14 protein-coding genes are annotated in these 24,740 nt (G+C 45.7%); 10 read left to right on the forward strand and 4 right to left on the reverse strand.

Annotated elements, in window-relative coordinates; all coding sequences use genetic code 11:
* The first annotated feature begins 4 nt into the window (after nucleotides 1–4).
* The 3 genes from EZE20_RS22925 to frr all read left to right on the forward strand — a co-directional run bounded on the left by EZE20_RS22925 (nucleotide 5) and on the right by frr (nucleotide 1,917).
* Nucleotides 5–505: a biotin/lipoyl-containing protein gene (locus tag EZE20_RS22925; protein WP_132122177.1), complete on the forward strand. Its 501-nt coding sequence runs from the start codon at nucleotides 5–7 to the stop codon at nucleotides 503–505.
* A gap of 62 nt (nucleotides 506–567) precedes the next feature.
* Nucleotides 568–1,293 carry a UMP kinase gene (gene pyrH, locus EZE20_RS22930; protein ID WP_132122179.1) on the forward strand — a complete coding sequence of 242 codons (726 nt, stop codon included), beginning with the start codon at nucleotides 568–570 and terminating at the stop codon, nucleotides 1,291–1,293.
* A gap of 63 nt (nucleotides 1,294–1,356) precedes the next feature.
* Complete coding sequence (frr, locus tag EZE20_RS22935; protein ID WP_132122181.1) at nucleotides 1,357–1,917, forward strand: ribosome recycling factor; 561 nt, start codon at nucleotides 1,357–1,359, stop codon at nucleotides 1,915–1,917.
* Between the two features lie 89 nt (nucleotides 1,918–2,006).
* Here the strand turns inward: frr and EZE20_RS22940 are convergent, their stop codons facing one another.
* From EZE20_RS22940 to EZE20_RS22950, 3 genes are all read right to left on the reverse strand, one after another.
* Entirely contained in the window at nucleotides 2,007–2,615 is a 609-nt protein-coding gene (locus tag EZE20_RS22940; RefSeq protein ID WP_132122183.1) for a DUF4136 domain-containing protein, read from the reverse strand.
* 308 nt (nucleotides 2,616–2,923) lie between these two features.
* On the reverse strand, nucleotides 2,924–3,913 hold the full coding sequence (locus tag EZE20_RS22945; protein ID WP_132122185.1) for a UDP-glucuronic acid decarboxylase family protein: 990 nt from the start codon (nucleotides 3,911–3,913) through the stop codon (nucleotides 2,924–2,926).
* Between the two features lie 82 nt (nucleotides 3,914–3,995).
* A complete protein-coding gene (locus tag EZE20_RS22950; RefSeq protein WP_132122187.1) occupies nucleotides 3,996–5,306 on the reverse strand; it encodes a UDP-glucose dehydrogenase family protein in 1,311 nt (436 codons plus the stop codon).
* Between the two features lie 300 nt (nucleotides 5,307–5,606).
* Here EZE20_RS22950 and EZE20_RS22955 point away from each other — a divergent pair, with 300 nt between their 5' ends.
* The 4 genes from EZE20_RS22955 to EZE20_RS22965 are packed head-to-tail and all read left to right on the forward strand — an operon-like array spanning nucleotide 5,607 to nucleotide 8,299.
* Nucleotides 5,607–6,749, forward strand: a complete 1,143-nt coding sequence (locus tag EZE20_RS22955; RefSeq protein WP_132122189.1) for an acyl-CoA dehydrogenase family protein — start codon at nucleotides 5,607–5,609, stop codon at nucleotides 6,747–6,749.
* A complete protein-coding gene (locus EZE20_RS24185; RefSeq protein ID WP_165933557.1) occupies nucleotides 6,750–6,908 on the forward strand; it encodes a hypothetical protein in 159 nt (52 codons plus the stop codon).
* 12 nt (nucleotides 6,909–6,920) lie between these two features.
* A complete protein-coding gene (locus EZE20_RS22960; protein WP_132122191.1) occupies nucleotides 6,921–7,838 on the forward strand; it encodes an SPFH domain-containing protein in 918 nt (305 codons plus the stop codon).
* 23 nt (nucleotides 7,839–7,861) lie between these two features.
* On the forward strand, nucleotides 7,862–8,299 hold the full coding sequence (locus EZE20_RS22965) for an NfeD family protein (RefSeq protein WP_132122193.1): 438 nt from the start codon (nucleotides 7,862–7,864) through the stop codon (nucleotides 8,297–8,299).
* 171 nt (nucleotides 8,300–8,470) lie between these two features.
* On the opposite strand, the gene EZE20_RS22970 is transcribed toward EZE20_RS22965, so the two are convergent.
* A complete protein-coding gene (locus tag EZE20_RS22970) occupies nucleotides 8,471–8,908 on the reverse strand; it encodes a helix-turn-helix transcriptional regulator (RefSeq protein ID WP_132122195.1) in 438 nt (145 codons plus the stop codon).
* A gap of 514 nt (nucleotides 8,909–9,422) precedes the next feature.
* Here EZE20_RS22970 and EZE20_RS22975 point away from each other — a divergent pair.
* The 3 genes from EZE20_RS22975 to EZE20_RS22985 form a co-directional block, all read left to right on the forward strand.
* Nucleotides 9,423–10,103 carry a LytR/AlgR family response regulator transcription factor gene (locus EZE20_RS22975; protein WP_132122197.1) on the forward strand — a complete coding sequence of 227 codons (681 nt, stop codon included), beginning with the start codon at nucleotides 9,423–9,425 and terminating at the stop codon, nucleotides 10,101–10,103.
* Nucleotides 10,104–10,848: 745 nt separating this feature from the next.
* Nucleotides 10,849–16,590 (forward strand): Ig-like domain-containing protein, encoded by a 5,742-nt coding sequence (locus EZE20_RS22980; RefSeq protein ID WP_165933558.1) that lies wholly within the window; start codon nucleotides 10,849–10,851, stop codon nucleotides 16,588–16,590.
* 748 nt (nucleotides 16,591–17,338) lie between these two features.
* Nucleotides 17,339–24,740, forward strand: a 7,402-nt coding sequence (locus EZE20_RS22985) for a DUF7948 domain-containing protein (protein WP_132122201.1), incomplete at its 3' end; no start/stop codon positions are given.

Consider the following 24,740-nt stretch of genomic DNA (forward strand, 5'->3'; position numbering starts at 1 on the left):
CTATATGTTAAAAATTTCGATCAATGACGCACCACCGCTTGACGTAAGTCAGGAAAAAGGTCAATGGATTGTAGACGGCACAGCCTTTTCCGGCGATCTTCTAAGTTTACGTCCCAATCATTTTCATGTCCTGCATAATCACCGTTCGTATAATGTAGAGGTGATTGAACATGATCCACAACAGAAAAAAAGCACCCTGCGCATCAACGGGGCCCTTCTGCAAGTATCGGCGCAGGATCGTTTTGACCTCCTGCTGGAAAGTCTTGGTATGAGTCAGGCCACAGAAGTACGGATCAATGAGGTCAAAGCGCCGATGCCCGGCCTGATTCAGAGCGTAGCTGTACAGGCCGGAGACTCCGTTAAGAAAGGAGACATTCTGCTGGTACTCGTAGCCATGAAAATGGAAAACGCCATTAAAGCTACCGGCGACGGAACCGTGAAGACCGTCAAAATAACGCCCGGAAGCAGCGTTGAAAAAAACCAGGTCCTGATAGAGTTTGAGTAATTTTTTTGTAAATCTGATAGACCAACCCTTATTTTTACGCTCTCAATTCCAACAACTTCATCATGTCAACACCCAAATACAAGCGTATTTTATTGAAACTCAGCGGAGAAGCCCTTAATGGGGGTGACAAAACGCAAGTCATTGACTTTAATATCCTGGATCAATACGCCCGCGAAATCCGTCGGGTATATGATGCCGGCGTCGAGATTGCGATTGTAATCGGTGGAGGCAATATTTTTAGAGGCGCTTCCGTAGAAAAATCAGGGATTGACCGGGTGCAGGGCGATCATATGGGCATGCTCGCCACGGTGATTAATGGCATGGCGGTACAAAGTTCCCTGGAAAAACACGGCATGTACACGCGTCTGATGTCGGCCATTAAGATGGAGCAGGTCTGTGAGCCTCTGATTCGTCGGCGGGCGATTCGCCACCTGGAAAAAAAGCGCATTGTTATTTTTGGTGCCGGAACGGGTAATCCCTACTTTACTACCGACACAACCGCAAGTTTGCGGGCGATTGAGTCAGAAGCTGAGGTAGTTTTGAAAGGTACACGTGTAGATGGAGTATATACGGCTGACCCAGAAAAAGATCCTTCGGCAGTTAAATATGACCACCTTTCGTTTGATGAAGCCTTAGCCAAAAACCTGAAAATCATGGACTTGACCGCTTTTGCTTTGTGTAAGGAAAACAACGTCCCCATCATTGTGTTCGATATGAACAAACCCGGCAACCTGTACGATCTTGCTATGGGAGGACAGGTAGGCACCCTGGTTTCCAACGAATCATAAGTTTAGTTTCTAACGATAGAACGGATAATCTATCAGTCTTTTAGTCAATTATTTACACGCAGTATGGAAGAAATAGAGATTTATCTTGACTCAGCCGAAGAAACCATGGACGGCGCTATCAAACACCTTTCGATTGAACTGGCAAAAATCAGGGCCGGAAAAGCCTCTCCTCAAATGCTTGACGGAATTCAGATCGAGTACTATGGCTCTATGTCGCCGCTTTCCAACGTAGCCTCAGTCAATACGCCTGATGCCCGCACGATTGCAATCAGGCCATTTGAAAAACGGATGATTGCCGAAATTGAAAAGGCAATTCGGAATAGCAATATCGGCCTTTCGCCTAATAATGACGGCGAGCTGATTCGCCTGTCGGTACCGCCACTGACCGAAGAGCGCCGCCGCGACCTGGTGAAGCGTGCCAAGCAGGAAGTTGAAACTGCCAAAGTAAACATTCGGAATATTCGGCAGGATGCCAACAACTCGATCCGGAAACTTACCAAAGAAGGCGTATCCGAAGATGAAGTAAAGGTAGGTGAAGAGCGCGTTCAAAAACTGACCGATGCGCACATTGCACGCATCGAGCAAATTTTTGCAGCCAAAGAAAAGGACATCATGGAGGTGTAGATTTCAGTAGAAATTCTTTATTTCATAAAACAAAAAAACGGCTCCCTTTATCAGGAAAGCCGTTTTTTTATGTCAATTGGTATTTAATTTTACTGATTCAGAACAATATCATATTCGTCAAAAATCATGTTGGCAGCTTTCGCAACGTGTGTAGGATCCCGATCAAACTTTTTGTCGCCATCCAAAACACCACTTGCATATCCCTGCCATACTACCACCCCTTTTTTGGCGTCTACAATCTGTACGAGTAAGGTACCTGCGTCAAAGTAATAATCAGTTGTGTTGTCGTTTATACCTGTTGAGGTACTACGGGGGAGCATTCCCAATCGATTGTTAGTGACTTCGTCAGTTCCCCAATACTCCGAATCACGGAAATATCCTTCATACCCTGTCATTTCTACCGGTTCTTCAAATATCCGGTAATTTACCAGCAAGTCCGGGTTGTTAGTCTTCATTTTGTATCCGCGGGCTGCCATTTCATGATCAATCGCATCCTGGATTTTGGCTTTCAAAATAGCATCATTTATGGCATAGGCAAGGCTGTTTGCGGTGCGTACCTGCTTAGCCCATGAGTAGGTTTTATACGAATCAAATGGTGCTCCAAGATCTTTGTCCGACGTTACCCGATAATCCTGCGCCATGAGTGGTGTTGTACAAACAGCTACGGCTAATAAAATTGTTTTCAGTATCTTTTTCATAGTTTTTTAAGTTAAATAAAACATCTTTTTGAGGTTTAAGACAAGCACAACAATCTCATATACAGTCCTTATTCCTCTGTACTATTTTGAAAAAAAGTCATTCCCCGTCCTTTATTCCAAAATTTATCCGATTGTATGTACACACTGTCCCGACTTCTCCCCACAGGTGTTGACTAAACTAAACTATCAGCAGCAGGCACAAAGCCTGAGTCGGTTTTTATGGCCTGCTTACCAAAAACCGGGAGCCATTTCCACAGATGGAAATGGCTCCCGGCCCTAAAAAACATCTTTTCTATTTAAATCAATACTTACTCTTTTTTAAACGCGTCAAAAGCCCGGTGGCCCGATTCTTCATACAGCCGTTCGGTAGGCAGACTTTTAAAATAATCGTAGGTAATCCGGAGGCCTTCTTCCCGAAGTACCTTTGGCTCCCAATTCAGGATTTCCCGGGCCTTGGTGATATCCGGCTGCCGCTGCTTGGGGTCGTCCTGAGGCAAGTCTTTGTAAATAACTTTTTGATTGGTTCCAGTCAGTTTGATAATCTCTTCGGCAAACTCCTTTATCGTAATTTCCGAAGGATTTCCGACATTGACCGGGTACGGATAATCGCTCATCAAGAGACGGTAAATTCCTTCTACCAAATCAGAAACGTAGCAAAACGAGCGGGTTTGCGAGCCATCGCCAAAAATCGTGAGATCTTCGCCACGAAGCGCCTGACCAATAAAAGCGGGCAGTACCCGTCCGTCGTTGAGGCGCATGCGTGGGCCGTAGGTATTAAAAATCCGGACAATCCGCGTTTCCAGGCCATGATAGCGGTGGTAAGCCATCGTGATCGCTTCCTGATAGCGTTTGGCTTCGTCATAACAGCCGCGAGGACCAATCGGATTGACGTGTCCCCAATACTCTTCGTTTTGTGGATGCACCAGCGGATCGCCGTACACTTCTGAGGTAGAAGCGATTATGAACCGGGAGCCTTTGACCCGCGCCAAACCCAGCAGATTGTGTGTACCCATTGCGCCCACTTTCAGCGTCTGAATCGGAATTTTCAGGTAGTCAATCGGGCTTGCAGGCGACGCAAAATGTAGAATGTAGTGCAGTTCTCCCGGAATGTGCACGTACTTAGTAACATCGTGGTGGTTAAATTCGAAGTTTGGATGCGGCATCAGGTGTTCGATATTGCGCATATCGCCCGTAATCAAATTGTCCATGCCGATGACATAAAATCCTTCCTGAATGAACCGATCACAGAGATGAGAGCCTAAAAATCCTGCTGCGCCGGTAATGAGAACACGCTTCATAGAGTTTGGTTTTGGAGTCGGTGGTTACTCACCGCTGGTAAATTTTTGGGTAATAGGTTTGTAAAGGTAACTATTGTTCGGCTTAATTTACAGCTTCCCGCCCAATGCTATAATAGGTGTACCCCATTTCGCGCATGAGGTCGAGTTCATACAGATTGCGGCCATCAAATACTGCCTTATTTTTTAGTAATTTATTCATTTTCTCAAAGTCCGGGGTTCTGAACTGTGGCCACTCGGTAAAGATCATGAGCCCGTCGGCATCGTCAAGTGCGGCATACGGCGTGTGGCAATAGGTGATTGAATCGCCCATTACTTTCTTCACGTTTTCCATCGCTTCGGGATCATACACTGTGACGTGCGCACCTGCTTCCAAAAGTTCCTTAATGTTTTCCAGAGCAGGAGCTTCGCGAATGTCATCCGTATAAGGTTTAAAGGCAAGGCCCCAAACGGCGATTGTTTTTCCTTTCAGATCATTTTTAAAGTAATCATTCAGTAAAGGCATCAACCGTTTCTTTTGATCTTCATTTACTTCCATGACAGATTTCAGAATCCGAAAATCATAGTTGTAATCTTCTGACGTTTTGGCCAAAGCCTGCACATCTTTTGGAAAACAACTGCCGCCGTAGCCGATCCCGGCAAACAAAAAGCGCTTGCCGATGCGGCTATCTGTCCCTATCCCGCGACGAATATCGTCCACATTGGCACCTACTTTTTCGCATAAATTAGCGATTTCGTTCATGAAGGTAATCTTCATGGCCAAAAATGAGTTAGCAGCGTACTTGGTCATTTCGGCGGAGCGCTCGTCCATAAAAATCACCGGATTTCCCTGCCGCACGAGGGGTGCGTACAGCTTTTCCATGGTCTTTTTGGCTTTCGCAGAAGTTGTACCTACCACAACCCGGTCGGGTTTCATAAAATCTTCTACCGCTACGCCCTCCCGCAAAAACTCGGGATTGGATACTACGTCAAAATCAACTTTGGCATTTTTGGCAATTGCCGCCCGCACCAGCTCTGCCGTACCTACGGGCACTGTACTTTTATCCACAATTACCGCGTAGTGATCAAGCAAAGGGCCCAAATCGTCGGCAACTTTCAGGATATATTTCAAATCGGCCGATCCGTTTTCGCCGGGAGGTGTGGGCAATGCAAGAAAAATAATCTGCGCCTCTTTAATTCCTTCGGCCAGATTTGTGGTAAATTTCAGACGTCCTTCGGCTACGTTGCGGTCAAACAGCACGTCAAGGCCGGGCTCATAAATCGGGATGTCACCTTTGAGCAATCGCTCTACTTTTTTTTCGTCAATGTCTACACAAATGACCTGATTTCCGGTTTCGGCAAAACAGGTACCCGTCACGAGTCCTACATATCCGGTGCCTACTACTGCTATTTTCATACGATTGGGAAGATTAGTGTAAGGTATTTTATACGATTGATTCCGAAATTGTACTTTACGATGAATTTTCGCAAATGGAGCCCAAAAATAGTTCTTTTTCCAAGAATCAATACCTACTCGTATAGATAAATTAGGGAACGATTTAAGGTTACACTTATTTACATAAAAAAAATGTATTTTTCTGTTACTAAGTTGTATACAGTCCCGAAACTGCCATTGAATAACATTGTCTGGGCTAAGTCGTTAAACTAGTGTACCTTGTTGGTACAACTTCACTTCATCAGAAAAAAGATAAAAATCATGCATACTGAAACCGCCGAAAATCAGGCACTCATCGAACAAACCGTTCGCGATTTTGCCGAACGTCATATTCGTCCGCACATCCGACAGTGGGATGAAACCCAGTTTTTTCCCATGGATATTTTTCATCAGCTTGGCGAGCTCGGCTTGCTGGGCGTGCTGGTACCGGTAGCGTATGGAGGTTCGGGACTGGGTTATCGTGCCTATGTGGCCGCCATCATTGAGCTTTCCAAAGTAGATCCTTCCATTGGCCTTTCCATGGCCGCGCACAATTCGCTGTGTACCAACCATATTTTGATGTTTGGCGATGAAGATCAAAAAAACACCTATTTACCGCGACTGGCAAGCGGCGAGTGGATTGGTGCATGGGGTCTTACTGAGCCAAACACGGGTTCCGACGCGGGAAACATGCGTACCGTGGCCGTTCGGCAGGGAGATCATTGGGTACTCAACGGCTCCAAAAACTTTATTACTCACGGCAAAAGCGGGCATGTAGCGGTAGTCATTGCGCGCACAGGCGAGCCCGGCGACAAACACGGCGCTACCGCTTTTATTGTAGAACGGGGAACTGCTGGTTTTTCGGCAGGCAAAAAAGAGGATAAACTGGGCATGCGCGCTTCCGAAACCGCGGAAATGATTTTTCAGGATTGCGTACTTCCCGACAGTCAACGGCTGGGTAAGGTCGGCGAAGGGTTCATCCAATCCCTGAAAATTCTGGATGGCGGACGCATTTCCATTGCGGCGCTGAGTATCGGTACGGCGCTTGGAGCCTACGAAGCAGCCCTGGCGTATGCCAAAGAACGCAAGCAATTTGGTCAGTCAATTTCCCGGTTTCAGGGAATTGCCTTCAAACTTGCCGACATGTATACCGATATTGAAGCCTCCCGCCTGCTGACAGAACACGCCGCCGACCTGAAAGACAGTGGACAAAAGGTAAGCCTGGCAAGTTCTGTGGCCAAGCTACACGCTTCCGAAACCGCCGTGCGGGTAGCCAACGAGGCCGTTCAGATTTTTGGCGGCTATGGCTTCACGAAAGATTATCCGGTAGAAAAATTTTACCGCGACAGCAAACTCTGCACCATTGGCGAAGGTACAAGCGAGATTCAGCGCCTGGTCATTTCCCGCGAAATCCTGCGCGATTAAGTGATTATTCGTTCCCGCCTGCACCAATCCCCGGCAGGCGGGGCAAACTTTCTCTGCCATTCATCCGCTACCCTTACCGACAGCCCCGCCCCGCTGAACGCTCGTCCGACAAGTATTGCACCCTGGTTTATACCTGCTTACATTCGTAAAAAACCTTAACCATCTAATCTCATGATCGCATTAGTTGTTTTACTTGTCCTGGTTGTATTGGCCGTCCTGATGACGGTAAAAGTTGTACCGCAGCAAACTGCCTACGTCGTGGAGCGTTTGGGTAAATTCTACGCTGTGCTTCAACCCGGTATCAATTTTATCATTCCGTTTTTTGATCGGGTTGCCTATAAATACACCCTCAAAGAATCAGCAATTGACATCCCCGAACAAATATGTATTACCAATGACAACGTACAGGTACGGATGGACGGGGTTATTTTTATTCAGGTAATCGACGCAAAAAAGGCCGCCTATGGCATTGCAAACTATACTTTTGCCGTTACACAACTTGCCCAAACGACCATGCGTAGCGAGATTGGCAAACTGGCGCTTGACAAAACCTTTGAAGAACGGATGACCATCAACCGGGCCGTGGTTGAAGCGATTGACGAAGCCGCTACCGGTTGGGGCGTGAAGGTGCTGCGCTACGAAATAAAGAATATTACCCCGCCCCAAAGTGTATTGATGGCCATGGAAAAGCAGATGCAGGCCGAACGGGAACGTCGGGCCGTCATTTTGCAATCGGACGGTGAAAAACAGGCAGCCATCAATGTGGCCGAAGGCCAAAAGCAAAAGACCGTTCTGGAATCGGAAGGTTTGCGGGAGCGGCAAATCAACGAGGCACAAGGCGAGGCTTCGGCGATTTTGTCGGTAGCCGAGGCAACTGCCGAAAGTATCCGTTTGGTGGCAGCAGCCATTCAAAACGAAGGCGGCCTGGAAGCTGTACAGCTGCGCGTGGCAGAAAATCTCGTGGATCAATTTGGGAAACTGGCAAAAACCAACAATACACTCATTTTGCCCGCCAATTTTGCCGACATGGGCTCCATGATTGCCGCCGCTATGACCGTCATTAAAACCGACGTACCCAACGCGAAGTAACTGCACTTTAAACTTTCCTCCCCATGGATTTAACATTGCCACAAATTTGGCTCATCATCGGACTCCTCATGCTCTTCGCTGAGCTACTCAGCGTGGCGCTTGTGTTTGTGTTTTTTGCGGTAGGCGCATTGCTTACGGCCCTGCTGGCAAGTATCGGCATTTTGCCCGACCTCAACGCGCAGCTCTTAGCTTTTTCGGTTATATCCGTCCTTTCGCTCTTGCTGTTCAGGAAACAGGCGCGCCACTTGCTTGATCGTCGCAAACGAACCGATGAGTACAACGAATATTCCGGCGAAACCGCTATGGTTATCAAGGATATCCCGCCCACGGGTGAAGGTAAAATTTACTACCGGGGCGCCGAATGGATTGCGCTTTCGGCCCGGCATTCGCTCATCGAAGCAGGAAGTAAGGTCATTATCCGTAAGACCGATGGGATTAAACTTATCGTGGAAGAAACCTGAGGTTGACGGAGGAATGTAACGTACAAAAAAGAGGCTGTCAGAAAATTCTGGCAGCCTCTTTTTTGTAGATGATTGGGCAACATCCAAAAAGTTTTTGTCATTTACCCAAAAGCAATTCATTCGTGCCACACCTGGTCCAGCTCTTTTTCAGAAATCAATTGCCATCAATCATTACTCTTGAAACTCATTTGCAGGATAGCTTTGAAGGTTTTTATGGCATTCGTGGTACCAGTTGGCTGCTTCCCTCGCATTTTGTACATCCAATGCCTTATATAGCTTTTTAATGTAATAGCGCACCCCATTGAGAGAAATTTGCAGGAACGCGGAGATCTGCCCATAACTATATCCCCTTGCCAGCAATTTAAGGATTTCAAACTCCTTTTTCTTTAAAGAAACGGATGCCTGAAAGCTATTTGTAGCATCCTGAAATTCTACCGTATGGAACTCTGATTGAGGAACGGGGTTCCTGGAAATAAGTTTAAAGCTGTTTACTTCTTCGATTTCAATAACAAAATTTTGTTGCAAAGCTTCAATCAGTCTTTCTAATGGAACATTCAGAGGAACGGTCAGGATAATCTTTCTTTCGGAAGTAGGCGAAGGGGCTTTCATAAAGTTTAGTGTTTAGGTGTATAGCAACTCTTTGAAACTCATCCAAACTCGTGTACTGACAAGGAAGATACCGCATCTAAGCTGAATGAAAATGTTTCGACCTGGGAAATTTAATGTAATTACTCATAAAGAATCAAGGATTTTGACGTATCAAGGTTTGAATTCGCGGATGAATAACTTGAAAAGTATACGACCGACAATGGTTTATCACAAAAAAATCTGAGATAGATTTAAATACCTAGGCTATACAAGTTACATATTTACCCTTATTTTTAGGGTAAAAGAAAAAAAATTACCCATTTATGTAAACAATCAAAATTCCTGTTCAGTCCTCTGTACGTCTCCTAAAACTAACTGAGAAATACTCTATTAATTCAATAATTGATTGACAAGTAATGTATTTAAAGTGTAGTCATTCTCAAAGTCATTTTCTTTCTAGCATATACTAATAATTTATCTATCTTAAATAAACTACGGCTTTTTATTTACATTTAAATGCATCATCAACAGTTACATGAATTTATTAATACTTGAAGATAATCCAGCATATCAACGGCAGTTGGAAAATATGCTCCATTCAATTTCTGGCTTACAAATCACCTTTGCAGAAACACTTGAAGTTGCTCAAACCTACCTTGACGTTTCTTCACCGGCATTACTCATAACGGAAGTATACCTCCCAGACGGAGAAGTGTTCTGTATGTTGAGAAAGATAAAACCTTCGTTTCCCATTATCTTCATAACCGAAGATACTCAGCCCGATAACCTGGACCTTAGCCTTTCAATTTCTCAACAAAGCATCCTGTTAATCAAGCCTTTTCATCCTCTTACACTTCTTGGTATAGTCAGAAAATTTCTTGGACTATACCCTTCCATAAATGTGGTAAACAGTTTTTTGATATATGACAAGTTCAAGAACTTAAAGGCACTTCCCTTTTCGGAGATTCATTATATAAAAGCCGAAGGTAACTACATCACGGTCAGGACCAATGAGGGCAGTTACACGATGAAGTATTCCCTGAAACGTGCGCTCGATGTCCTGGATGAGCGCTTCATACAGATTCACAAAGGGTACCTTGCTAACCTTGATTACTTCAATCGCCTGAATCTCTCCCTGAATCAAATCATCATACACCAGCATCCTTTGCCAGTGGGGCGTTCGTTCCGGAAAAATGTGATTGAAAGAATATGTTGAAAAGATTGCTGGCCGATGCCGATTTAAAGCACTTTACACAATTTTCTATTAGTTACATTTTAAATTAAAGATCATCCAAGACTTCGATAATACGTTAAACGAATTCCATAAAAATGCACCTAAAAATGATTATATATTTATTATCTGAATTACTACACATTTTGGCAAGATATTTGATAGAAGGTCTTCTCTTCAATAATCTACTGTCAATATATTCATGTAGGATGTCATTTGCATACGTATCGTGTCGTTGATCACCGAAATCGGCATTTCATTTAAATTTTAGCATGAACATTGATCATTCAGAATAGTGATTTAATTTCCAATGTCAATATTTTTAATCAGGATTCATGCACTATTTTTACTTAAAATATGAATAACAAACCTATACACTTAAAGTACATAAACTACATAAGGCTATCCACTTTCCGGTGGATTTCTACTGTCGATGATTAGTTCCTGACGGTTTAAAGTAGTTTAGGATACGATCACAACCATCGAAGTTGTGACATGGGTCTTTTCATTGAATCTCTATCTTTTTCACTTTACCCATTCAGGAAAAACGCATTTATCTGTTGGCCAAATGTTGAATACACCGCCATTGGCACTATCCGAAACACAATAATTAAGCTACCACAAAGCCCCTTTTAAGTTCTGTTATTTTTAAAGCTTTCAAAAAATGATACACCACTACTCTTTTCGCATTCTACGTTTCTTGCTTTTTCTTACACTCTTAGGGGCTCATATGCAGGCTGAAGCCCAAACGCTCTGTCGTATTCAGGGAAATGACGCATCGCCTCCGGGCATTCTGGATTGTAATGGGAAGCGGGTGTGGTGCATTGAGCAGGGAAAAGAATGGTGCTTCAATATCAAGCACACATACAACAGCGTTCCCTGGGATGAATTGTCCACTGATCAGGAATGTCAAATTGGCTACCTGATGGCCTTGTATCAGGAATATCAGGGAATTGGCGGATACAGTGAAACCGATTTTCAGGATGCCATTTGGACTATCCATACACCGGGTTATTCAGGCTCAGCAGAAAGTGCCTTCCTGGTAGCTGCTGCACAAGCCTATTGTAACGGAGATAATACATCCTTTAACTATACGATATATTGCAACAGAGCTACCCTGGAAATTACTACGAATCAGAATTTTGTGTATTTGCAGGACTTTAGCTCACTAACACCATATCTTGAATTATCCAGCCTACCTGCGGGAGCTCAGCTAATTCCTCGTGGAAATACGGGTTTTATGCTTATACTGGAAACCCCCGGCACCTTTACTTTGGAGTTTGAATTCGGGCTTACAGCCGACTGTACCCCACAATATAGAGAACTAGAATATTGCAAGATTACAAATACATCTATCGAGTATTGGAAAGATATTGACGAAGCAGACCCTGATGCTCCGGGCTGTCAGGTACTTGGTTCGGTTACTTACAACATCTCCTGTCAGGGAGTGACCGTAAACAATCAGTGCTCTACCTGTCAGGGGGATTTTACGTTTACGGTGGAGCAGGAATGTACGAACGGTTTTTGGACAGGGCATACAATTGTATTCCCAAATTACTTTAACCCAAATATCCTATACAAACTATTTACCCAAGCCGAAGTAATTGGTGGAATAACCTATACAGATCTAAACTCCTGGACTCCACTACTCAATGGAAACCTGACGATTTCTACCCTTGAAAATGGAAACGTGGTTCTTGTATTAGCAGAGCTTGATGGCAATGGAAATGTCACCTGTGTAAAATGCATACCAATTACACTTCCCGAAATAACAGGCGGCCCCTGCGGCCCTGTGTGTGAGGTTGAAGCCGGACAAAACCAGACGCTTCCCTGCACCAATGGTGTGCTCACCACCACCACGACGCTTACTGGCTTCACTCCTGCTGGTGGCACCTGGACGGCGGCTGGTGGGAATCCTGCCAATGCTACCATAAGCAACGCCGGTGTTGCTACGGGCATGACCGTGGCGGGTAACTATACCTTTATTTATACCGTTAGCCCTGGCTGCTCAGACCAGGTGACCATAACCGTACAGCCTTGCGGTAGCTGTGTAGTTGATGCCGGACCTAGCCAGGCTTTGCCTTGTACGAATGGCGTACTTACCACCACCACAACTCTCACAGGTTTTAGCCCTGCCGGTGGCACCTGGACAGCCGCTGTGGGAAACCCTGCCAATGCCACAATTACCAATGCAGGTTTGGTTACAGGCATGACTGTCGCGGGTCAGTATACATTTATTTACACCATTAGCCCTGGCTGTTCTGACCAGGCAACCGTAACCGTCGTGCCCTGCGAGACGGAATGTGACGTTTTTGCCGGAAATGATCAGGACATTTGTTTCCCCCAATCAACCACAGCCATTACTGATTTTAGCCCGGCCGGAGGAACCTGGACGGTCTCACCCCAAATTTTACAGCCTATATTACCCAGCATTGATAACAACGGAAACGTGACGGGCATGACAGCTGTGGGTACTTACTACTTTATATACACACTTGGCGAATGTTCGGATACCGTTGCTGTCACGGTTAGAGTGTGTGACGAAGAGTGTGTCAAGCCGAAGGCGGGCCCGGATGTGGAGATCTGCCAGCCGGAACTAAAAGCTCAGCTACCTGCTGCGGGTACGGGCGAAATGTGGATACCAGGAATAACCGTCCCTGCCAACATTTCAGGGGCAACTATTTCGCAAAACGGCATGGTAACGTTTGACAACAACAGCGTCACCGGTTTCTTCCAATTTATTCTTATGAATGAAAAGGATAAAACCTGTGCCGACACTGTTTGGGTAGCTCGAAATCGAAAGGTCAATGCAGGGCCTGATAGTACCATTTGCGAACCTACCAGCTCGATAGTTATTGGCAGCAACGGTCTTTCTTTTGAGGAAAGCTGGCAGGTAGTACCCGGAAATCCGGCAGCCGTAACGCTGAGTGTAAATGGTACAGATGTAGTTGCCAACGGGCTGACCGTAAACGGAACGTATAAGTTTATCTTAAAAGGACAGCCCGATTTCATATATCCTGAGGTTCCCATTGAACTACAAAAATACTGCCCTGATACCCTTTGCGTCATTAGAGAAAATTGTTGTACAATCACAGTGGCTATAACCGATACTATTTGTGTAGGCAATGGCACCCCTGACGACCCTTCTGATGACATTTGGGGCTTTACGCTTACAGTGAGCAACCCAAATAACCCAAATGGGACCTGGACCAGCCCCAATCCTTCGATTGGCAGCGGAATCTATGGAGTCCCCAAAGAGATAATCATGCTTACCGGGCCTATCACTTTCTCAATAACGGATGATACTGACCCCCAATGCAGTGAGGAATTTAAAGTTCCCCCCCCTGAAAACTGTGAATGCTGTTTAAAGCTAACCATAGACAGCGTCGAATGCGACAATAAAGGCACTGCTGATCCTGATGACGATGAAGCCGTAATCACAGTAACCGTTTCGTGTTCGGAAGGTGCCGCCTGGGAGCTAATACGAAAGGTGGATGACAATGGAACTCAAAAGGTGTTAATTGGAGAGTATACAGGCGATCAAACCATAACCTTCAATGTCAACATTAAAGATGCTGTGAGCGGATTTACAAATCAAAATGGATTTGTATTATGGTACATGATTAAAGACGACTATAAATGTGTAGGAGACGCCTGGATATTTGCTCCTGATTGCGATGCATGTATCAAGCCTGATGCAGGAGATGATGTCAGGCTGTGTAGCCCCACTTCGACTTATGACCTACCCGACGCACCGTCAGGCCAGGAGTGGATAGCCGCAGCCGGGAATCCGGTAGTCGCCACAATTACTGCTACTACGGGTCAAATAAGCAATATGACTGCCTTAGGCAACTACAAGTTTGTACTACGCCACCTAAGCGATCCTACTTGCGCAGATACTGTGTCAATTTTTATAGACAGCAAACCTACACCGGTTATTACACCAGCCGCAGCTAGTATCTGTGTGGGTGAATCCGTAGTACTTACCGCATCAAATTGTGTGGGTCCGGTGGTCTGGTCTACGGGTGCCACATCTCCATCAATCACCGTATCCCCTGGAACGACTACTTCCTATACAGTGAGTTGTCAAGAAGGGGAATGCACTGGGGATGCAAGTGTTACCGTGACCGTTAAACCGCAACCCGAAATTACCAGTAGTGGAAATCCCGTTTGCGCCAGCGATTTAACCACCTACACCGTTAACTTCACGGCCACTGCCGGAGCTACCGTTACTGCCGACAAAGGAACAGTAAGCGGCAGCAGCGTCACGGGTGTGCCTTCCGGCGAAACCGTCCGAATCATTGCTGAGCTCGACGGATGTTCCGACACGCTCACGGTTACCTTTAACTGTGAGTGCCCCGTGGTAACGCCGCCCGTACCATCCGCTACACCTGCAACCATTTGCGTGGGTGAAAGCAGCACGCTTTCGGCCACCGGGTGTGCATCAGGTACCGTCAGCTGGTTTACGAATGCTGGTTTGACAACATCCCTGAGCAACCTAACTGTTAGCCCAACTACGACCACCACTTACTACGCTGTATGTACGATCACGGCCAGCGGCTGCGCCAGTCAGGCGGCTCCGGTTACCGTAACGGTCAACCCACTGCCCACACCTGCGGTGAACAGTCCCGCAATTTGTGTAGGTGAAAGCGCCACACTGACCGTGACCAACTGCGCGGGAACCGTAACCTGGAACGACGCCACGACGGGCCTGATCAAAACCGTCAGCCCAGCCGTAACCACCACTTACACGGCTACCTGTTTGGTGAATGGATGCGAAGGAGAAACCACCGCAACCGTGACCGTTAAGCCGCAACCAGAAATTACCAGCAGCGGAAATCCGGTTTGCGCCAGCGATTTAACCACTTACACCGTCAACTTCACGGCTACTGCCGGGGCCACCATTACAGCCAACCTGGGAACAGTAAGCGGTAGCAGCGTCACGGGTATACCCTCAGGTGCAACTGTCCAAATCATCGCCGATCTGAATGGATGCCGGGACACTTTGCTACTAACACATACTTGTGTAACAATTTGCATTGAGCCAACAATAGCTAATAGTTCCTCAACCGCAGCAACCTGTATAGCAACCGTTTCCAATACTGACGCAAGTATCACATTAACAGGCATCAGTGGAGGAAATCGCTATGCTTATGCAACCACAGTTGGAGGCTTAGCTCCCTACTCAGCAGCAACACCCCTGGCAGGGACAAGTCTTACAATTAGTAACTTGCCAAATCCTGCCAATCCTGCCGGACAGAGCTATGTCGTGAGAATTTATAATGGAGCCAACGACTGTTACACAGACGTAGTAGTTCTGGTTCCTGTACGGGTGTGTAGCGAAGACTGCGTAAAGCCAGACGCTGGTGAAGATCAATTGATCTGTGCACCGGTTTCAAGTATTGACCTGGTAGATGCAAACCCTAACGAAGAATGGATATCGTGGTCAATGAACCCCGCAGGTGTTAGTATTACTGCCCAAACCGGAGTGGCAAATGGCATGACAACCAATGGAGTATATGCCTTTATTTTGCGCGATGTAACACTAGGAAGTACTTGTTCGGACACCATATTTATATATCGGGGTGAACTCAATTTAAGCAATAGCAGTACCTGCGAGAGTACTTTCCAGCTTCCCGCTATTGTTAACGGTAGCTGGTCGGTAGCGATTGGAAACACAGCTTCTGTTACGCCAACAGGTACAGTCACAGGTATGAATTTGCCCGGTCCGTATAATTTTATTCTGACAAACGGTGTATGTACAACCACAGTAACTATTGAACGATTGGATTGCACACAGCCAATTTACGATCTATCGCTAAGTAAGGTAGTTAGCAAACAAGTGGCGATGCTCGGCGAAACTATCACGTATATGATCCGGGTGACAAACGAGGGAACGGCACCGGCCACGGGCGTGACTGTCAGGGATGTGCTAAACGCCGGAGTACAATACGTAAGCAGCAGCGCAGACGCAGGTGCTTATGAATTCTCCACAAAGACATGGACAATTGGCACCGTTGGCACCGGGCAGACCGTCACACTGACGATACAGGTTAAGGTTATAGCACCGGGAGTATGGTTTAACACAGCGGAGATTTGTACTATGAACGAAGACGATACCGACAGTGAGCCCTGCAATGAAGTGGAAACCGAAGACGATATTGATCGTGTGTGTTTTACGGTACCTTACCTCCTGTGTCGTGGACAAAACAATGCCCTGGAATTAACTGTACCCTCGGAATATACCGGTGTCGTATGGTTTAGAAAAGTACAAGGTGGTCAACCGGTACAAGTTGCTATGGGCAATTCTTATACGGCAAGCGAAACCGAACTCGGCAGCTACGAGTACACTTTCACATCCACATCTGGCACGTGCCCAGCCGAGGGTTGCTGTCCGGTTCTATTGGTAGTAGAAGACTGCTGTCCAAAAGAAATCTGTGTACCGTTTACGATTACTAAATACAAAAAATAACAATTTATTGAGTGAATCGTGAGCAGTAGCTGGCCTATGGCTTACCATTCACTCATATGCTTCTCAATGCGCACATAATAATGTATTTTATACATTATTATGTGCGCATTTTATTTTTTATCAGTACTAAAAAAATAGAATTATGTAGAAAATTTAAAAAACTAATTTTATCGTAGACAACTTCGCCAGGTGTATGATTTTTAAGTATATTATTAGTTATATTTTGCTTGTTGTATTTTATAAAAATCAGCAGAAATAAATAGTTTATTTATTCAGAATAAGTTTTTTTTAAATTTAAAGATACTTTTATGTATGCACTTCTACAGTTGGTGATATATATCTGATTATCAAATATTTAAATAGTTTAGAATAAACTAATACTTTAAAAAAACCTAACTGGCATTTCTCCTAAAATCTTTCCTTACCCGATTATACTGAACGTATATTCAATCATTATTTTTAATTATAAGTTACATTTACCAAATAAATATTTGCCACACCTTCCTACTTGAACACTAACTGAAAATAAAAAAAACAATTTGTGTCCCCGAACAAATTATTAATTACTACTTATTCAAGGAATATATTTGCATTTTTTATGATTTATACATACCACTATATGGATAATTTGGTACATTTTTTGTCATAAAAAAAGAAGCATAAAATCGTTTTCTATATGAATAACTTGTACTCAAAAGTTGTAGTCTATTTACTCCTAAGTATCGGAATAGTAACAGTACTGACAGGAGTGGAATCAGTTCTAGCTGGCACTCCTACGCCAGAAAAGGGCAAACCTTCTAAAAAAGAATTTGAAAAAATATTGACCCGGAACTATGAGACTGTGCATTTTGAAAAAAATGCCGGACAATTCCAGCAGAAAATCTTATATGTAGGCAAAACGCCTCAGGTTCAAGCCAGATTCCTGGAAAAGCAGGTGAGTTTTGTAGTTCAGAAAAAAGACAATCTGCACAATCAGGCATTTGTTTGGAATATGGACTTTTTGGGGGCAACTCCCAAAAGGATATATTCTCAAAAAACACAAAGTGGGATCCATACATACTTAAACCGGGACTTAACTGCACATACAACCCAACGCTCGGGTGAGTTGTGGTATGAGCAACTCTACAATGGGATAGACCTACGCTTTTATGGTACCAGCAATGGTCTTATGGAATATGATTTTGTGGTAGCGCCCGGAGCCTCACCAGCAGATATTGCATATAGATTAGACGGCATGATCGGGCTACATATTGATGACAAAGGAAACCTTTTGATGAAAACTCCTTTCGGGGAAATTTCAAAAAACAAACCTTATACCTATCAGGTAATCAATGGCCGCAGGCGTGAAGTAAAGTCTCACTTTACACTAGACAGCAATACAATTGTACGGTTTAAAGTGGATGAATATGATAAGACAAAGCCCTTGATTATTGACCCCCTGGTTATGGAATGGAGTACCTTTCTGGGAGGAGAAAATGCCAGACTCATTGATATGAAAGTAGATGCCCTGGGCAATACATATATCATGGGTGTGGTAAAAGACTCAGAACCCTTTCCCATAACGCCCGGAGTTTATCAGGCAAATGTGGGTGGCGGTTTTGATATTTTCATTTCAAAACTGAGTCCTGACGGTAATTCTCTGATATACAGCACATACTTTGGCGGGACTAGCGATGACGAAGGAATTGGATTAGAAATAAATGCGGCTGGTGAGGTCTTTTTCATTTCTCGCTCTTCCTCCACCATACCTATAACATCCGGCGCCTTGAATAGCCTGCCGGCATTGGGAGAAGCAGTATATTTTTCAAAACTTAATGCCACAGGTACGGCTCTACTCTACAATGCCCGTTTTGGCATAAGCGATACAGAAATAACCAACATGTTGCTCACGTCCAACGAAGAATTGGTCATTGCGGGCAATACCCGTTGGTCGGGCTTCCCGACCAGCTCAGGCGCTATTCGCCCCGGAAGTGCCTTTGCAGGGACAGGAGATGCCTATGTAGTCAAGTTAAACAGCTCGGGATCCGGGTTGGTTTACAGCACATTGATGGGCGGCAATGGTGACGATCGCGCTGAATACATCCGGCTGGACGCCTCCGACAATGTGTATGTGTTTGGGAGCACTACCTCAAACGACCTTGCCACCACGGCCGGGGTTATTCAGCCGTCAGCCGGAGGCGGTGCGCAGGACACCTACCTATATAAGCTACTACCCAACGGTTCTCTGGGATTTGGTACGTATCTAGGAGGCAGCGGAACGGGAACCTACGATGCCGAAAAGCCAGGAGATCTATTGGTTACGGCAGCTGGTGAGGTCTACGGTATAGTATTGAACGCTTCGGCCAGTTTGCCCACTTCGGCGGGAGCAGTACAGGCAGCTCGTTTATCCAATGGTACTGCTACTTCTTCGAGCTATGTTTTCAAACTAAACACGGGCGCCACAAACCGGGAAGCTAGCTACATGACTAGTTCAACGGCATCGGTTGGGCAGGTTGTAACCCGCTTTAAAACCCTTGAATTTAAACCCCATATTCGGGTTTCAACGGATGGTTCAATAACAGTCCAAAATTATATTTCCAAGCCAGCAGCGGATGAAGTGGCTCTGGAGACTCTGCTTTCATCAAATAATATGTCTGCTTATATTTCACCCACAGCCGGTGATTTGGGTGGATTTCCAATCACCGCCAATGCGATGCACAGCGTATTGGCCGGAGACACCCTTACTGTGGGGTATGTTTTAGGTTGTAAGCTTGCCCAAGGTGTTGCAAAATTGGGCTACAGTGATATTACACTAACCCGATTCAACCCTTCGTTTACCGGACTATTATACAGTACACTTCTGGGCGGAGTAGGCATTGAAACGGTTGTGAATTTTGAATTAGATAGTGAAGGAAGAGCCTACATTCATGGTGCTGACGCTGGAAGATACGGCTGTGATGAGCGCTACCCTACTACTCTTGGGGCGGTCCGAAATGATTTAAAAAACATTAATGTCTCTGAAATTGATGTAAGCTCGTTCATTTCCATAGTTGATGAAACAGGAGGTGGACTTTGCTATTCAAGCATGCTGAGCTTATACCCAAATGGAGAAGGCTACCTTCCTAAGTTGATGAAAATGGAGGTACTACAACCCAATGAATTTATTCTCGGAATCAGTGACCCTTTTATGTCTCACTTTGGTACAACAAATGGATTACAATCAACCCCTATCGGCGGTGCAACCTCTGGCGGATTAGCGATTAGTAAATTTAGTTCTGTACCCGTTGCGAACAACACCGTATCCCCAATTTCGCAGGTGGCATGCAGGTTTGCTTCTCCTGAACCAATCATTGGGGCAACCCCTGCACTCACAGCAGTCCTTCCCGATGTAGTCTTGCGTGGTGTAACTAGCGGCCAGCCAGACCCCCTAAGCAGTGGCGCCATAGCATATCAGTGGCAATTTAGACAGGGCGCAAGTTCCTGGACCAATATTCCGGGGGCAACTTTAAAGAATTTTATTCCCGAGCCTACCACGATTACTACCGAGTTTAGACGCCTGGTGATTGTTAACTGCGACACAACTATAAGCAATATTCACACGCTTACCATTGACCAGGCACGTACAGCACCAGTCGTAAATCCTGGCGAGGAGAATATATTTGCCTGCACACAACTGGATAAAGGTATCCCCGTACCAGTTGTAGTACAGCTAGGGGGAAGTCCAACTGCCTCTGGTGGTATGGGGGCGCCTTACACTTACTCCTGGTCACCAAATACAGGATTAAGCAACACGGGCACTTCTAACCCGACTGCCACACTTTCGGATGGCGTGCTATTTACTCTGACCGTAACAGATGCTCAGGGCTGTATAAAGAAAGCACAGACTAACGTAAAGATTATAGTTGCAGATGCTGGTCCTGATGTTTTTGCCTGCCAGGGATCGTGGGTACAAACCACTGGTGCAAAAATCGGAAAACCTGCTATACCTGGCATTACATACAACTGGTCGCCGGCCACGGGATTGAGCAATCCGAACATTGCGCAACCTATTGCAAATCCATCAACAACAACTACTTATACGCTTACCCTTACCGCCCCAAATGGTTGTACTTCGATAGATCAGGTAACTGTAACGCCTTCTGTCATCAACGTATCCATTCCAGATGTACGGGTGTGTGCGGATTCTCCCTGGGCTCCTGACCATGTTCCCGATCCGGCAATTGGGATATCTACACCCACAAATTACTCCTATATCTGGTCCCCTGGCAGTTTTTTGACTAGTGTCACCAGCCCAAATCCTTCCTTTTCAGTTACACAATTTCAAATGACAGGCTTGTTGCCAGGCTATAATTCGGCAGACTGGAGCAGCTACATTACCTACCAAATCACCGCAACCGATCCACTTACAGGCTGTGTAGCCTATGACACCATGCGTGTAACGGTAGATCCTCTGCCACGTGCTGCCGGCCCGACAGTAGGAGTTTGTCCTACGACAAACGGTCAGACTATCGGCGTATTTGACCCATCGGCTAGCCCCCCCGGGACTTCCTACGTATGGAGTAATGGTAATTTTTTTGGTGCATCAGGTAGTACTGCTGCTACAGATCTAAGCAATCCAACTATTTATAATCCTACAATAAGCAACTTACCATGGAATTCAGCTAATTCTCCAAAGTATTTGGTTGCAACCACACCTCGTGGCTGTAAATATTATGAAATCACAGGTTGCCTCCCTCCCTGTGGTGGAACTACTAATGTATTTTTGTGCAATGGCGCTCCCCAACAAATTGGTTACGCAGGGGCAAATGGTTCTACATACACATGGACAGGTCCTAATGGATTTAGCGCTTCCTCTGCCTACATTACAGTTTCAACACCAGGAACTTATACCCAAACGATAATCGATCCGCTGAACAATATATGTACAAAGGAATATGTAGTTTCCCCAACCACTGTTTCCCAGGATGCTCCTGATATCGTAACGTGTAGTTCTAGCCTACCTGTGACTATCGGATTGCCCCAGATCTCTGGATATAGCTATCAATGGTCGCCTGGTACAGGATTAAACTCACATACAGTAGCTCAACCGCTAGCTACTCCTTCTGTATCAACTACATACTATGTCAGGGTTACCGAAACCACCACCGGTTGCTATTTTACAGATACCGTTAGAGTAGTATTGAACGATCCGATAATTGATGCAGGTCCGGATTTAGAGTTTTGTGAAAATGTAATTGTTGAATTAGGAACACCGGCCATTCCGGGTCAGTCATATAGCTGGCAACCTAATACAGGCCTATTGCCTAGCGGAAATGTAGCGCAGCCCGAAGTTACACTATTTACTAGTCAAACGTTTATTCTGACGGTTACAGATAACGCCACGGGTTGTTTCAAGCGAGATACCGTAAAGATGGTCAGTAAATCAAAACCATTGGCCGATGCTGGACTATCATCGGTCAATATCTGCCCGGGAGGAACTGTGCAACTAGGTACCGCTCCCACTGAACCAGATTTGGTATATTCATGGTCTCCTGCTTTGGGTCTCAGCAGCACATCAATCGCCCAGCCTTTTGCTACACCTACTTCCAATACATCCTACGTTTTGACGGTTTCGAGACTAAATTCACAAGGATGTGATAACACAGATCAAATTGTTGTTAATATTGGGGGAGCCACTCCCCCCCCGGCCAACGCAGGCCCCGATAAAGCCTTCTGCCCTACTGGTTCGCCAGTTACAATTGGCACAGCGGCACAAGCTGGATTGTTGTATTCATGGAGTCCCGGCACCGGCTTATCAAGCACCACTGTGGCACAGCCAACTGTGACAGGTCCAATAAATAGCCTAGTAACCTATACACTTACTGTAACCAACCCTGAAACTGGATGTACGGCCGTGGATCAGGTTTTGGTATCTCCCAGCGTAGTGTCCAACGCCGGAGCACCTAAATCTTTCTGTGTAGGGGGAACGGCTGTTCAAATTGGCACACCAGCCATTAGCGGACTAAGCTATACATGGAGTCCCTCTACCGGCCTAACTAATGCTGCCATTGCACAGCCCCTTGCCAGTCCTTCTAGTACCACTACTTACACCTTGACTGTAAGTGGCGGTGGCTGTTCGGCTACATCAACAGTGACGGTGTCGGTCAACTCCCCCCCTACAGTCAACGCTGGTGATGATGTAATTATCTGTCAAGGTGGCTCTGTTCAACTTTCGGGTTTGGTATCTGCCGGTGTGAATATATCATGGTCACCTGGAACAGGACTTTCTTGTACAAATTGTCTTAATCCAATTGCTTCACCAACAGCAAACACGATCTATACATTAACCGCCACGTCGCAAAATGGTTGCGTTTCTTCTGATGAAGTACTTATAACACTTAGTCCATTACAGGCTCCTGTTGCAAACGCCGGACCAGACAAGTTGGCTTGTATAGGTGGAAGCATACTAATCGGCACCCCCGCACAAAGTGGATTAACCTACTCATGGTCACCTGGTACAAATCTGAGTAATCCAAACATTGCCCAGCCTACGGTATTTTATCCAGGTAATAGCAGTAGTATACTCACATATACCTTAACCGTATCGAATGCTAACGGCTGTTCATCGACAGATCAAGTTTCCATATCCCCTTCACAGGCAACCGCCGTACCTGGATCCGACGCAACTATATGTATTGGTTCATCGATACAGCTTGGCGGCCCGGATATTGCTGGTTATACCTACACCTGGGCGCCAGCAGATGGTCTGAGCTGCACCAATTGTTCAAATCCTATTGCAAATCCAACAACTACTACGACCTATAATCTATCTGTCACAAATAATGAGGGATGCTTTGATAGCAAGCCTGTTACAATTACTGTTCTTAGTACTCCTATTATAATTAACGCTGGGTTTGATCAGTCAATTTGTGAAGGCAGTACGGTTCAAGTTGGCAGCGCTGCCCAACCCGGCTACACTTATCAATGGAGTCCAGCAACCGGATTAAGTAATACATCAATATCTCAACCCCTTGCTTCTCCAATAAGTACGACAACTTATACTGTAACCGTGAGTACGGGTTCGTGCACCGCTACGGATCAGGTAACTATTGCTGTCACCCCCCCACCTTCTGTGGATGCTGGACCGGACAGTTTACTGTGTGGTAGTGGACCTGGTATTCAGCTTGGTACACCAGCTGTTGCTGGTTTCTCATATGCATGGAGTCCATCCAGCGGTTTAAGTTCTGCAACAATTGCCCAGCCCCTGGCTTCTCCTACGTCTACAACCTTTTACATTCTCACTGTTACAAATAATGCAACTCAGTGTAAAGCTACTGATAATGTATTAATTACAGTAAAGCCAAGTCTGTCTGTAAATGCAGGGAATGATCAGGATTTATGTGGGACAACTTCGTCTATGCTCTCAGCTGGTGCACTCTCTTCTGGTGAAACAGGTTCCTGGACGCAGGTAAGCGGACCTTCGCCTGCTACTTTTGGTAATTCAATCAGTAGCTCTACAAATGCAAGTGGTCTTTCAGATGGTACTTATGTTTTCAGGTGGACGGTTTCAAATGGTGTATGCTCCTCAGCTGATGATGTAACGATCATCGTGGCAACTACTTGTTGTACTTCTCCAATAGCCTCGGTCAGTCCAAAGAAACAGGTTGTATGTGTTGGTTCTCCGGCCATAGCTTTCAGCGCCACCCCTGCTACCGGCGTAGAATACAATTGGTACGGCCCGTTGGCTGATACCACAAGCGCTGCCTTGGGTTCCAGCATTGCTACAACTTCAAGCTTCACGCCCACCGGCGCGGCACTTGGCACAGCTGGTACAAAATACTATGCGGTGGTAGTCAACACTACCGGTGAATCGACCTGTGCTGATACCGCATTTGTTATATTAACAGTCAACCCGCTACCAACGCCTTCGGTCAACAGTCCCGCAATTTGTGTAGGTGAAAGCGCCACGCTTACGGTGACCAACTGCGCCGGAACCGTAACCTGGAACGACGCCACGACGGGCCTGATCAAAACCGTCAGCCCAGCCGTAACCACTACCTACACTGCCACCTGTTTGGTGAATGGATGCGAAGGGGAAACCACCGCAACCGTGACCGTTAAGCCGCAGCCAGAAATTACCAGCAGCGGAAATCCGGTTTGTGCCAGCGATTTAACCACCTACACCGTCAACT

The sequence above is a fragment of the Arundinibacter roseus genome, from assembly GCF_004348825.1.
GTDB lineage: Bacteria > Bacteroidota > Bacteroidia > Cytophagales > Spirosomataceae > Arundinibacter > Arundinibacter roseus.

Bases quoted from the DNA above. Each gene is read 5' to 3' on its own strand.
- EZE20_RS22925 (WP_132122177.1), top strand. From the start codon at position 5: ATGTTAAAAATTTCGATCAATGACGCACCACCGCTTGACGTAAGTCAG.
- pyrH (WP_132122179.1), top strand. From the start codon at position 568: ATGTCAACACCCAAATACAAGCGTATTTTATTGAAACTCAGCGGAGAA.
- frr (WP_132122181.1), top strand. From the start codon at position 1,357: ATGGAAGAAATAGAGATTTATCTTGACTCAGCCGAAGAAACCATGGAC.
- EZE20_RS22940 (WP_132122183.1), bottom strand. From the start codon at position 2,615: ATGAAAAAGATACTGAAAACAATTTTATTAGCCGTAGCTGTTTGTACA.
- EZE20_RS22945 (WP_132122185.1), bottom strand. From the start codon at position 3,913: ATGAAGCGTGTTCTCATTACCGGCGCAGCAGGATTTTTAGGCTCTCAT.
- EZE20_RS22950 (WP_132122187.1), bottom strand. From the start codon at position 5,306: ATGAAAATAGCAGTAGTAGGCACCGGATATGTAGGACTCGTGACGGGT.
- EZE20_RS22955 (WP_132122189.1), top strand. From the start codon at position 5,607: ATGCATACTGAAACCGCCGAAAATCAGGCACTCATCGAACAAACCGTT.
- EZE20_RS22960 (WP_132122191.1), top strand. From the start codon at position 6,921: ATGATCGCATTAGTTGTTTTACTTGTCCTGGTTGTATTGGCCGTCCTG.
- EZE20_RS22965 (WP_132122193.1), top strand. From the start codon at position 7,862: ATGGATTTAACATTGCCACAAATTTGGCTCATCATCGGACTCCTCATG.
- EZE20_RS22970 (WP_132122195.1), bottom strand. From the start codon at position 8,908: ATGAAAGCCCCTTCGCCTACTTCCGAAAGAAAGATTATCCTGACCGTT.
- EZE20_RS22975 (WP_132122197.1), top strand. From the start codon at position 9,423: ATGAATTTATTAATACTTGAAGATAATCCAGCATATCAACGGCAGTTG.
- EZE20_RS22980 (WP_165933558.1), top strand. From the start codon at position 10,849: ATGCAGGCTGAAGCCCAAACGCTCTGTCGTATTCAGGGAAATGACGCA.